We start from the raw sequence: 12,286 nt of genomic DNA on the forward strand, positions 1-12,286 counted from the left end.
GCCGTGCCAGCAATGGCGCAGACGGGCTAGGACTGGAAAGGGGTAGCCATCGCGGTGTCCGACGCTGGTGTCGGCGCGCTCCTACAGACAGGGCTGCCACCGCGACGTCAAATGCCCTGCGTAGCATTGAAGACGCACCAGGGGAACACGATGCCTTCCGAGGAATTCCGAGTCGAAAGCAGCTACCCGATCGCCGGCCGCTTCCTGCCCCAGCCCGGCGCGCAACAGTATTTCTTCAGCGATCGCGGCCTCGCGGTCGCCATGGCCGCGAAGAGCTTCACCCAGCCGTCGGGCGAAATCCGCGTGGTGCACGTGCCCACCGGCGAGGTCCTCTTCCGCAAGCAGCCCGCCGGCCGCGCCGAATTCAGCGACGAGCCCTGAGCTCGCCCACCGCCTTGCGCAGGTCCGCGGCCCAGGCGCGCCGCTCGCGCGATTGCGGCGGCTGCGGCTCCCCGAATGCGACGATGGCCGCCAGCGGCGGCGCGGTGAGCGTGCGCCAGAGCGATCCCACGAGCGTCTCGTCGCCGATGTAACTGGCGGCGAAGCTCGTCTCGCCGCTGTGCGCATCGACGAAGCTCAACGCCACCGGCATCACGGGCGCGGGCGCCGAGAGGGCCGCCTGGATCAGGTTGGCGTGGAAGGGCAGCAGCTCGCGGCCGTCGGTCGTGGTGCCTTCCGGGAACACGGCCAGGATGTCGCCCGCGCGCAGCGCATCGGCCATGTGGTGCACGACGCGCATGGCGTCGCGGCGCGACTCGCGTTCGATGTAGAGCGTGCCCGCGCCGGTCGCGAGCGTGCCGATCAGGGGCCAGTGCTTGACATCCGCTTTCGACACGAAGCGGCAATGCCGCGCCGCATGTATCACCAGGATGTCCAGCCACGAGATGTGGTTGGCGACCAGCAGCAGGGGACCGTGCGCGGGGGCGGTGCCGAGCAGGCGCAGCTCGATGCCCAGCACCTGCAGCATGCGGCGCGCCCAGTCCTGCACGCGCTGCTCGCGCTCGTGCGGCGCCAGCCGCGGGAACTCGAAGGCGATGGTGCGCCAGCCGGCGAGGCCCACGCCGAGCGCGCGCAGGAGGCGCCACGCGGCGCGCAAGGCCCTCATCGCGTCACGCGGCCGGGCGGTCCTCGTGCGCGAGCTGGCCCGCCGCGATCGTGCAGCGCACGCGGCCGCGCATGGGGTAGCCCGCGAACGGCGTGTGCTTGCCCTGGCTGCGCAGGCCTTCGGCGTCCACCGTCCATTCGGCTTTCGGGTCGAACACGCACACGTCGGCGACCGCGCCGTTGGCCAGCTGGCCGACGCTGGCCTGCAGCGTGCCCAGCGACGCGCCCAGCACCTTCGCCGGCGCGCTGGTGACCGCGGCCAGCGCGCGCACCAGGCCCGCACCACTCTCCTCGCCCCAGCGCAGCGCCAGCGGGAGCAGCAGCTCTAGCCCCGTCGCGCCGGGCTCGGCCTCGCCGAAGGGCAAGGTCTTGGCGTCCTCGTCCACCGGCGTGTGGTCGGACACCAGCGCATCGACGGTCCCGTCCGCCAGCCCCGCGCGCAACGCGTCGCGGTCGCGTTGCTGGCGCAGCGGCGGGCTCAGTCGGGCACGCGCGTCGAAGAAGCCGATGTCGGCGTCGGTCAGGTGCAGCGAGTTGATGCTGACGTCGCAGGTGACGGGCAGCTTCTGCTCCTTGGCCTGGCGCACCAGGTCCACGCCGGCCGCGCTCGACAGGCGGCACAGGTGCACGCGCGCGCCGGTGATCTTCACCAGCTCGAAGATGGTATGCAGGGCGATGGTCTCGGCGGCGACCGGCACGCCCGGCAGGCCGAGGCGCGTCGCCAGTGCACCGCTGGCCGCGACGCCGCGGCCCAAATACAGCTCCTGCGGCCGCAGCCACACCGTGTAGCCGAAGGTCGCCGCGTACTGGAAGGCGCGTTGCATCACCTGCGTGTTGGCCAGCGGCACGTCGGCTTGGCTGAAGCCGACGCAGCCGGCCTCGGTGAGCTCCACCATCTCGGTCAGAATTTCGCCTTCGAGCTTGCGCGTGAGCGCGCCCAGCGGGAACACGCGCGCCTGGTGCAGCTTCTCGGCGCGGAACTTGAGCATCTCGACCAGCCCCGGCTCGTCGAGGACCGGGTCGGTGTCGGGCGGGCACACCACGCTGGTGACGCCGCCGGCCACCGCCGCGGCCATCTCGCTTTCCAGCATGCCCTCGTGCTCGTAGCCGGGCTCGCGCAGGCGCGCCGCCAGGTCCACGAGGCCGGGCGCGACGATGCAGCCGGCGGCATCGATGGTCCGCGCGGCGCTGAAGCTGGCGGCCTCGCCGATCGAGACGATGCGCCCCGCCGCGATCGCGACGTCGCAGACCTTGTCGAGCTTGCTGGCCGGGTCGACGACGCGCCCGCCCCTGATCAGGATCTTCATGCTTCGTTCCCCGCCACGATGCTCATCACCGCCATGCGCACGGCGATGCCGAAGGTGACCTGCGGCAGGATCACGCTCTGCTTGCCGTCGACCACGGCGGAGTCGATCTCCACGCCGCGGTTGATGGGCCCCGGGTGCATCACGATCGCGTCGGGCTTGGCCAGCGCGAGCTTTTCCTGCGTCAGGCCGTAGCCCTTGAAGAACTCCTGCGACGAAGGCAGCAGCGCGCCGCTCATGCGCTCGTTCTGCAGGCGCAGCATGATCACCACGTCGCAGCCCTTCAGGCCCTCCTCGAGCGTGTGGCACACCCGCACGCCCATCTGCGCCATGTCGGCGGGCACCAGCGTCTTGGGTCCGACGGCGCGCACCTCGGCGCAGCCGAGCGTGGTGAGCGCGTGGATGTCGGAGCGCGCCACGCGCGAGTGCAGCACGTCACCGACGATCGCCACCGTGAGGTTCGAGAAGTCCTTCTTGTAGTGGCGGATGGTGTACATGTCCAGCAGCCCCTGCGTGGGGTGCGCGTGCCGCCCGTCGCCCGCGTTGATCACGTGCACATGCGGCGCGACGTGCTGGGCGATCAGGTAGGGCGCGCCCGACTCGCTGTGCCGCACCACGAACAGGTCGGCGGCCATGGCCGAGAGGTTGGCGATGGTGTCGAGCAGCGACTCGCCCTTGCTCGCGGAGGAGCGGGCGATGTCCAGGTTGATCACGTCGGCCGACAGGCGCGTGGCCGCGATCTCGAACGTGGTGCGCGTGCGCGTGGAGTTCTCGAAGAACAGGTTGAAGACGCTCTTGCCGCGCAGCAGCGGCACCTTCTTGACCTCGCGGTCGCTGACGCTCACGAAGGTGGACGCCGTGTCGAGGATGTGCGTGACGATGTCGCGCGGCAGGCCTTCCACCGAGAGCAGGTGGACGAGCTCGCCGTTGCGGTTGAGTTGCGGGTTGCGCTTGTGGAGCATCAGGGGCCTTCCACCTGGAAACTGAAGGTGCCGTCGGCGCCGCGCGCGAGCGCGAGCGATTGCTTGTCGGGGACCTGCACCGTGGCCGCGGCGAAGTCCGCCTGCACCGGCAGCTCGCGCCCGCCGCGGTCCACCAGCACCGCGAGCTTCACGCTGGCGGGCCGGCCGTAGTCGAACAGCTCGTTGATCACCGCGCGGATGGTGCGGCCCGTGTACAGCACGTCGTCCAGCAGGATGATGTGCGCGCCGTTCACGTCGAAATCCAGCTGCGTCTGCTGGCCGGCGCCCGAGAGGCCGCGCTGCGCGAAATCGTCGCGGTGCATCGCCGAGGAGATCACGCCCGCCTTGCCGGCGAGCTGCAGGTCCTGCTGCAGGCGCTCGGCCAGCCACGCGCCGCCCGAGGTGATGCCCACGAGCTTCGCGCTGCCGGCGCCGAGCTGCCGCACGCCGCGCACGAGGTCGCGGTACAGGGCTTCGGCGTCGAGCGCAGGTTTCATGGCAGGCTCCTCAGGAACTGTTCCAGGATCACGCACGCGGCGCCGGCATCGGGGTCGGTCGCGCCCGAACCCTCGGCCTCCGTCGTGCTGTAGCGCTCGTCCACTTCGTACACCGCCAGCTTCGTGCGGGCAGCCAGCTGGCGGGCGAATTTCCGGGCGCGGGCCGTATTGTCGTGGCTCGCGCCGTCCGGGTGGAAGGGTACGCCGACCACCAGGGCATCGGGCTGCCACTCGCGCACCCGGTCGGCCGCCGCCTGCAGCCGCGCGTCGCCGGCTTCCGCGCGGATCGTCGGCTGCGGCGTGGCGGTGCGCAGCATGCGGTTGCCCACGGCGACGCCGGTGCGCTTCGCGCCGAAATCGAAAGCTAAAAAGGTGGAGAAGTGGGGCGGGACGTCGATGGGTCGCCCCATCATGCGTGCCCCGCCTCCGTGGTCAGCATCCACGGCTGCAGGCCGAGCAGCAGCAGCGCCTTCTCGTAGCGCTCCTCCACCGGCGTATCGAAGATCACGGAGATGTCCGCGCCGACGGTGAGCCAGCTGTTCTCGCCGAGCTCCGTCTCGAGCTGGCCCTCGCCCCAGGCCGAGTAGCCGAGCGACACCAGCACCTTCTTCGGGCCGGCGCCGGTGGAGATCGCCTCCAGCACGTCCTTGGACGTCGTCATCTCCAGCCCGCCGGGGATGGTCATGGTGGAGGCGTACACCGTCTCCTTCGATTCCGCGTCCTGGTCCTTGAACACCGCCTCGTGCAGGACGAAGCCGCGCTCGGTCTGCACCGGGCCGCCCTGGAACACGGGGGCGCCCGCCAGGTCGTCGCGGCCCAGCGGCAGGTCCACCTTGTCGAACAGGTGGCGCAGGTTGATGTCGCTGGGCTTGTTGATCACCAGGCCCAGGGCGCCGCGCGAGCTGTGCTCGCACAGGTACACCACGCTGCGGACGAACGACTCGTCCTGCAGCCCCGGCATCGCGATGAGGAAGTGATGCGTGAGGTTGATGGGCTCGGCATCGGACGGCATGATCGCCATTTTACCGGGTGCCGCCTGCCGTGCCAGCCAAGTATTCAAAGGGCCTCGTGTGGTTTCGCCGCGACCTGAGGGCCCACGACCACGCGGCGCTGTACGAGGCGCTGCGGGCCTGCGAGCGCGTGCACGCCGTGTTCGTCTTCGACCCGGCCATCCTCGGCGGCCTGCCGCGCCGGGACCGGCGGGTGGAATTCGTCCGCGAAAGCGTCGCCGAGCTGCGCCGGCTGCTGCCGGGGCTCGTGGTGCGGCACGCCCGTGCCGCCGACGAAATCCCGCGGCTTGCCGGCGAGCTGGGCGTGCAGGCGGTGTTCGCCAACCGCGACTACGAGGCGGCGGCCATTGCCCGCGACGACGCGGTGCGCACCGCGCTGGCCCGCGACCGCATCGCCTTCCACGCGTTCAAGGACCAGGCCGTCTTCGACGGGGATGAGGTCCTCACGCAGGCGGGCAAGCCTTATACCGTGTTCACGCCGTACAAGAACGCCTGGCTGGCGAAGCTCGACGATTTCCAGCTGCGCTCCTATGCCGTCGACAAACATGCGCACCGGCTCGTGCCGACGCCCCAAGCCGAACCCGTGCCGTCGCTGGCCGACCTCGGGTTCGAGGCGACCAACCTGCGCGAGCTCGACCTGCCCACCGGCGTATCGGGCGGAGCCGCCATGTTCCGCGACTTCCTCGCGCACATCGATGCCTATGGCGCCACACGCGACTTCCCGGCCCTGCACGGCACCAGCGGCCTGGGCGTGCACCTGCGCTTCGGAACCGTGTCCGTGCGCGAACTGGCGCGCGAAGCGCACCGGCGCATGCGCGCGGGCAGCGAAGGCGCGGGCGTGTGGCTGTCCGAGCTGGTGTGGCGCGACTTCTTCTTCCAGGTGCTCGCCCATTTCCCGCACGTCGTGGACGGCGCCTTCCGCCGCGAGTACGACGCCATCGAGTGGGAAAGCGGCGCGCACGCCGACGAGCGCTTCGCGGCCTGGTGCGAGGGGCGTACCGGCTATCCCATCGTCGATGCGGCCATGGCGCAGATCAACGCCACCGGCTTCATGCACAACCGCCTGCGCATGGTCGCGGCGAGCTTCCTGGTGAAGGACCTGGGCATCGACTGGCGGCGCGGCGAGCGCTACTTCGCCGAGAAACTCAACGACTACGACCTGGCCGCCAACAACGGCAACTGGCAGTGGGCCGCGTCGACCGGCTGCGACGCGCAGCCGTGGTTCCGCATCTTCAACCCCGAAAGCCAGCAGGCGAAGTTCGACCCCGAGGGGTCGTTCGTGGGTTACTGGCTGGCGGGGCGCAAGGCCGTGCCGCCGATCGTGGCGCATGGCGAGGCGCGCGAGCGCGCCTTGCGCCGGTACGCCGCCGTCAGGCCGTGACGGCCTGCGTGCTGTAGTGCCGCACCAGCGAGAGCAGTTCCTCTTCCGAGTACGGCTTGCCGAGGTAGTGGTCGACGCCCAGCTCCTGCGCGTGGTCCTTGTGCTTCTGCGCAATGCGCGACGTGATCATGATGATCGGCAGGTCCTTCAGGCGATCGTCGTTGCGGATGTTGCGCGCCAGGTCGAAGCCGTCCATGCGCGGCATCTCGATGTCCGACAGCACCACCGTGGGCTTTTCCTCGGCCAAGCGCTCCAGCGCCTGCAGGCCGTCGGCGGCGAGCGCGACGCGGTAGCCTTCGCGCTGCAGCAGGCGCTGCGTCACGCGGCGCACCGTGATCGAGTCGTCGACCACCAGCACCAGCGGGATCGCCGGTGCGGCGGGCATCAGCACCGCGGCGGGCTGCGCCGGCATGGCCTCCTGCTCGAGCACTTCCGGCTGCGCCCTGTCGGCGCTGAGCTGGCGCGCGAGGTCGCCGTACACCGTGGCCAGGGCCACCGGGTTGTAGATCAGCACCACGGCGCCGGAGGCCAGCGCGGTCATGCCCGCCAGGCCCGGCAGGCGCGCCAGCTGCGGCCCGAGGTTCTTCACCACCACTTCCTGGTTGCCCAGGATTTCATCCACGTGCACCGCGATGCGCTGCGCGGCGCTGCGGAACACCACGACCGGCAGCGTCTTGCCCACCGGCTCCGAGCTGCGCTGCGAAGCCTGCAGCAGGGCGCCGCACCAGAAGAAGGACAGCTGCTCGTCGCCGAACGCGTACGTGCCGCTGTTGTAGGCCTGCTCGACCTCCTTGGCGGCGGCGCGGCGCACGATCTCGATCAGGTTCGCGGGCACGCCGAAGGACAGCTTGCCGGCGCGGATCATCACGACCTGCGTCACGGCGGTGGTCAGCGGCAGCACCAGCTTGAAGCTCGTGCCCTGCCCCGCCGTGGTCGCCGTTTCGATGCGGCCGCCCAGCGCGTTGACCTCGGCGCGGACGACGTCCATGCCGATGCCGCGGCCGGCCAGTTCGGTCACCTGCGTCGCGGTGGAGAAGCCGGGCATGAAGATCATCTGCGCCGCCTCGGCGTCGGAGAGCTCGTGGCCCGCGGGCACCAGGCCCTGCTGCACCGCCTTATCGCGGATGCGCGCGAGGTTCAGGCCGGCGCCGTCGTCGCGGAACTCCACCGACACGTCGTTGCCTTCGTGGTGCAGGTTGATGACGATGGTGCCGCTGGGGTCCTTGCCGGCGGCGGTGCGCACGGACGGCTCCTCGATGCCGTGCGCCACGCAGTTGCGCAGCAGGTGTTCGAACGCGGGCGTCATGCGGTCCAGCACGCCGCGGTCCATTTCGATCGAGCCGCCGGTGATGTCCAGCTTCACCTGCTTGGCCGATTCCTTGGATGCCAGGCGCACCACGCGGTACAGGCGGTCGGAGATGCCTTCGAACTCCACCATGCGCGTGCGCAGCAGGTCGCGCTGCAGCTCGCGCGTCTGGCGGGCCTGCGCGACGAGGTCGTCTTCCGTCGATTCCACGACGCGCTGGATGTTCCGCTGCACCGTGGCCACGTCGTTCACCGACTCGGCCATGAAGCGCGTGAGTTCCTGCACGCGGGTGAACCGGTCGAATTCGAGCGGGTCGAAGCCCGCGGCCGTGTCCTTGGCCTGCGCCAGGCGCGATTGCATCTGCGTCTCGGCCTGCACCTCGATCTCGCGCAGCTGGCCGCGCAGGCGGTCCAGGTTGCCGGTGAGGTCGTTGAGCGAGCCGCGCAGCTGGCGCAGCTCGGACTCCAGGCGCGAACGCGTGATCATCACCTCGCCGGCCTGGTTCATCAGGCGGTCGAGCAGCTGGGCGCGCACGCGGACCGCATGGCCCGCCGCGCGTTGCGCCGTCACCTGCAGCGCGGGCTGCGCGACGAGCGCACGCTGCGGCGTGGCTTGCGTGCCGAGCTGCGTGAGCTGCGGAGCGGCCTGCGCCGGCGTGGCCGGCGCGGCGGATTGGACGGCGTCGGGCTGAACGGCCTCCTCGGCGGCTGCCGGCTGGGCGGCGCCGCCGGCGCGCAGGTGCTCGAAGCTGGTCTGGATGACGTCGAAGCGGTGCAGCACCGGGTCGATGGCCGCGGCGCTCACGCCCTCGGAGCCGAGCGACTCGATGTGCGACTCCATGCGGTGCGCGAGTTCGCCCAGGCGCAGCGCGCCGGCGAGGCGTGCGCTGCCCTTGAGCGTGTGCAGCGCACGCAGCACCTCGTCGCGGGCGCTGCGGTTGTCGGGCCGCGCGGACCACTGGCGCATCGCGGCGCCCATCTGCGGCAGCAGTTCGACCGCCTCTTCCTCGAAGATCGGGAACAGGTCGGGGTCCACCGCGTCCGTGACGTCGATGTCTTCCTCGTCGTCATCGACATCCACTTGCGCGACGACGCGCTGCGCGGCCGCGGACGGCATGGGCACGACGTTGGCCGCGAGCGGCGCCACTTCCGGCGCGGCCGGCATGGGCGTTGCGGGCACGGCTACCGGAGGCTCGGGGACGATCTCGCCGAAATCCACCTGCGGCTCGTCCAGCGGCGCGGGACCCGAGGAAGACGTGTCGGCGCGCTGCGGGATGTCCAGCGCCTTCAGTGCCTCGAGCGCCGTGACGATGCCCGGGTTCGGGTCCTTGAGGAAACCGGCGGCGAACTGGTGCAGCAGGCGCCGGATTTCCTCGGCCGCTTCGGTGAAGGCCTTGCCGTGCTGCGGCGTGGCCCAGGCGAGCATGCGCGTGTGCTCCAGCGCGTATTCGAGCGCGCGCGCGATCTCCGACAGGCTGTGGAAGCCGACGGTGGCGGAACTGCCGCCCAGCGCATGCGCGATGCCGACGGCCGATTCGGGGACCGGCTTGTCCAGCTCCAGCGCCCATTCGGCGAGCTCGGTGGCAAGGCGGCGCGACCACTCGTCGGCCTCGTTGAGGTACACGTTGTACAGCGGGATGCCGATGCGCAGCGTGCCGATCACCTTGACCTGGTCGTCGCTCTCGGCTGCGATCGGCGCGCGCTCCGGCGTTTCGGCCGCGCCGGAGACGGCGGACAGGCTCGCGAAGTCGATGCCTTCGATCTCGACGGCTTCGGGCACGGGCGCGGGTGCTTCTTCCTCCGCCTCGGGCTGCTGGGCCTCGGCGCGGATGGTGAGCGTGGGCGTCGGCGAGAAATCGAATTCCGGCGGCAGCTCGGCCGCCGGGATCTCGGCGGCCTGCGGCGGCTCGCCGCGGATGATCTGCGTCTGGTTGAAGGAGACGACTTCCTGCGCGGGGTCGGGCAACGGGTCGAACGACAGTTCGATGGCCGGCGCTGCTTCCTCGGCCGGGGCTTCCTGCACCGGCGGCGTTTCGGCGGGGGGCGCATCGAACGAAATCTCGAACGCCACCGCATCCGCGGCGGGGGCCGGTTCCGGCGCGGGCTCGGGCGGCAACTCCAGCGCCGGCGCCGACAGCTCGATGGTCTCGACGACCTCGACCTCGACCCCGATCGCGGGTTCGGCGGGAATCTCCAGGGCGGGCACTTCCTCGACCGCGGCCGGCGCGGCTTCGCCGGCAACCGGCAGCGTGATCGCGACCAGGCGGCCTTCGGTGCGCAGCGCATCGGCCGGGCCGCGGAAGAACGAGGACTTCCACGCGCCGTCGTTCTTGGCGGCGATGTCCTCGATCCACTTCCCGAAGCCCTTCAGCGCGTCGGTTGCGAGCGTGCGCAGCTCGTCGCTGGCCGGCTTCTGGTCGGCCAGCCAGGTGTTGAGCACCTGTTCCATCGCCCAGCCGGCCTCGCCGAACTCGTTCAGGCCCACCATGCGCGAGCTGCCCTTGAGCGTGTGGAAAGCGCGGCGCAGCGTGGTCATCTCGCCCACGTCGGCGGGTGCGACCACGAGCGACTCGATGGCGGCCAGGCCGTTGCCCACGACTTCGCGCGCTTCCTCCAGGAAGATGTCGAGCAGGTCGTCTTCCTCGATGTCGTCGGACGCCGGCGGCGGCGCGACGGGCGCTGGCACGGGCTTGACGGCGGCGGCGAGCTGCTCGAGCGCCTTGGGCGCGGCGGCCGGGTCGTGCGCCACGGCGGCGGCGGCTTCGCGCGCGGATTGCGCGATGCCGGGCTGCTCGGCGAGCACCGCATGCGCGGCGATCGAGTCGAGCTTGTCCTTCAGCTGCTGCGACGTTTCCATCGGCGCGAAGCCGCTGGCCACTTCCTCGACTTCCTCGGTCAGCGCGGCGAAGCTGGAATCGGCCTGCTCCTCGGCCTCCTGCGGATGCTGCACGCGTCCCATCAGGGGGCGCAGCTCGCCGGTGGCTTCGTCGTAGAGGAACAGCTTCTTGGCCAGCGCCGGCTGGTAATTGAGCATGTCGATGAGAAAGCCCAGCGCGCCGAGGTTGTTCCCCAGCTTGTCGAAGGTGCCCGCGCCGCGCGCGTGCTCCTCGTCGATCTCGGTGACGATGATCTCCTCGACCGAGTCGCGCATGCGCTGCACGGCGGCGGCGGCCTGGTCCAGGCCCAGCACCGACAGCACGCCGCGCATCTGCGCGAGGTGGTTCGGCGCGTCGCGCAGCGGCGCCTTGTCGGCGAGGTTGCGGAAGAACTGGTCCAGCAGCTTCTCGAGCTCCGACAGCGTGCCGCGCAGCTCGCTCACGACGCTGCCCATGGTCTGGCGGTCGCTCACGCGGCGGTAGAGCTCCTCCATCCACGCCTCGAGCGGCTCGGGCTGGCCGCCCTGCAGCACGCCCTGCAGGCGCGCGCCGAGCTTGGCCATGCGCTCGGCCAGCTGCGCTTCGTTGGGGTCGAGGTCGGCCAGCGCCGCCTCGAGGTACAGCACCGCGGTGGCAACTTCCATCGCGATCTCGGGGCTGGGCGGGCGGCCGCTGCGGAACACCGCATCGACGACGTTGGCCAACGCCGGCGCGAGCGCGGTGCTTTGCGGATACAGCTTCTGCAGCGTGTCGCCGAGGTTGTTGAACAGGTCCGTCAGGCCCTTGAGCTTGCCGGCGTCGCCGCCGGACAGCGCCGACCACTGCTCCTTCGTCGAGGCGACGCGCTTGCGCGCCTGCGCGAGCAGCGCGGGGTCGTAGCGGCCGTACTGCGGCGTCTGGTAGTCCACCGACCTGTGCTTGCCCAGGCCCCAGGCCTGGCGCACGGCCACGAGTGCCGCGGCGTCCGCGCCCTTCGGCGGCACGGCCTGCGCGCAGAAGAACACGAGGTCCTGCGCGAGGCGGTCGGATACGCCCTGCTCGCCCTTGGCGAGCGACGCGTACTGCAGCAGGATGCGCGAGCCCGCGCGCTTGACGTAGATGTCCAGCGGCAGCAGGCCCAGGCCCATGGCCTCGAAGTAGGCGGCGCACACCTTCCAGAAGATCTTGGGCTGCTTGGCCGCCTGCGTGGCGGCGAGCGACAGGCTCAGGTCCGCGAGTTCCTTCGCGGCCGCGGCATCGCCGGTCTTCATCACCTTGAGCACCGCGGTGTCGAGTTTCTGGCGCACCGCCGGGTCGTACACGACGGCCTTGCGCGCGGCCGGCGTATTGGGCTCGACCCAGCGCCACTCGTGGCTCCACAGGTCGGCCGGGTGCACGCGGTCGGCGCCGGCGAGCTCCTGCACGTCGCGGTATTGCGGGAACAGCGCGATCGACGAGGCGGGCTTGCCGAGCAGCACGGCCTCCAGGTATTCGGCCAGCGCGAAGCCGGCGCGCTCGACCTTGGCGGCGGCCGCGTCGGTGCACAGCTCGGGCTTGTCGATGAAGCGCTGCACCGTCGCTTCCATCGAGTGCAGCATGAGCGCGGGCGCACCCAGGCCGACCATCTCGAGGGCACCGACGGCCTGGTGCAATTGCTGGCGCGCCAGGCGCAGCTGCGCGTTGTCGACACCGGCCATGTCGGTGCCGCGCGCCGCGGCCGTGTCGCGCACGAAGCGGCGCAACGCCGCGGAGGCCGCCTCGAGCGACTTGCGCAGCTCGTCGAGCACCCAGGCCAGCGGCCCGAGGTCGTTGGTGGCCAGGTCCAGGTCTTGTCCTGCTTCCATGTCCGTTCCCGATGACGCTCGCGT

At 70.9% G+C, this 12,286-nt stretch carries 9 protein-coding genes; 2 read left to right on the forward strand and 7 right to left on the reverse strand.

The features are described from left to right. Positions 1 to 150 precede the first annotated feature (150 nt). Positions 151 to 381, forward strand: a complete 231-nt coding sequence (locus WG903_RS01050; RefSeq protein ID WP_340072328.1) for a hypothetical protein — start codon at positions 151 to 153, stop codon at positions 379 to 381. Here WG903_RS01050 and WG903_RS01055 read toward each other — a convergent pair. The 6 genes from WG903_RS01055 to WG903_RS01080 are packed head-to-tail and all read right to left on the reverse strand — an operon-like array spanning position 365 to position 4,879. Next, positions 365 to 1,105 carry a lysophospholipid acyltransferase family protein gene (locus WG903_RS01055; RefSeq protein ID WP_340072329.1) on the reverse strand — a complete coding sequence of 247 codons (741 nt, stop codon included), beginning with the start codon at positions 1,103 to 1,105 and terminating at the stop codon, positions 365 to 367. The genes WG903_RS01050 and WG903_RS01055 overlap by 17 nt on opposite strands. 4 nt (positions 1,106 to 1,109) lie before the next feature. After that, the gene (locus WG903_RS01060) at positions 1,110 to 2,411 is read right to left on the reverse strand and encodes a dihydroorotase (protein ID WP_340072330.1); all 1,302 of its coding nucleotides are present in this window, start codon (positions 2,409 to 2,411) and stop codon (positions 1,110 to 1,112) included. Beyond that, positions 2,408 to 3,370, reverse strand: a complete 963-nt coding sequence (locus WG903_RS01065; protein ID WP_340072331.1) for an aspartate carbamoyltransferase catalytic subunit — start codon at positions 3,368 to 3,370, stop codon at positions 2,408 to 2,410. Before WG903_RS01065 ends, WG903_RS01060 begins: the two co-directional genes overlap by 4 nt. Further along, entirely contained in the window at positions 3,370 to 3,867 is a 498-nt protein-coding gene (gene pyrR, locus WG903_RS01070; RefSeq protein WP_340072332.1) for a bifunctional pyr operon transcriptional regulator/uracil phosphoribosyltransferase PyrR, read from the reverse strand. The genes WG903_RS01065 and pyrR overlap by 1 nt, the downstream gene beginning before the upstream one ends. Further along, entirely contained in the window at positions 3,864 to 4,280 is a 417-nt protein-coding gene (ruvX, locus tag WG903_RS01075) for a Holliday junction resolvase RuvX (protein WP_340072333.1), read from the reverse strand. The genes pyrR and ruvX overlap by 4 nt, the downstream gene beginning before the upstream one ends. Next, entirely contained in the window at positions 4,277 to 4,879 is a 603-nt protein-coding gene (locus WG903_RS01080; protein ID WP_340072334.1) for a YqgE/AlgH family protein, read from the reverse strand. The genes ruvX and WG903_RS01080 overlap by 4 nt, the downstream gene beginning before the upstream one ends. A 56-nt stretch (positions 4,880 to 4,935) precedes the next feature. Between WG903_RS01080 and WG903_RS01085 the strand changes: the two genes are divergently transcribed. Beyond that, entirely contained in the window at positions 4,936 to 6,258 is a 1,323-nt protein-coding gene (locus tag WG903_RS01085) for a cryptochrome/photolyase family protein (protein WP_340072335.1), read from the forward strand. Here WG903_RS01085 and WG903_RS01090 read toward each other — a convergent pair. Beyond that, complete coding sequence (locus tag WG903_RS01090; protein ID WP_340072336.1) at positions 6,248 to 12,262, reverse strand: hybrid sensor histidine kinase/response regulator; 6,015 nt, start codon at positions 12,260 to 12,262, stop codon at positions 6,248 to 6,250. The genes WG903_RS01085 and WG903_RS01090 overlap by 11 nt on opposite strands. Positions 12,263 to 12,286 lie beyond the last annotated feature (24 nt).

Source organism: Ramlibacter sp. PS4R-6, assembly GCF_037572775.1.
In the GTDB taxonomy this organism is placed as follows: domain Bacteria; phylum Pseudomonadota; class Gammaproteobacteria; order Burkholderiales; family Burkholderiaceae_C; genus Ramlibacter.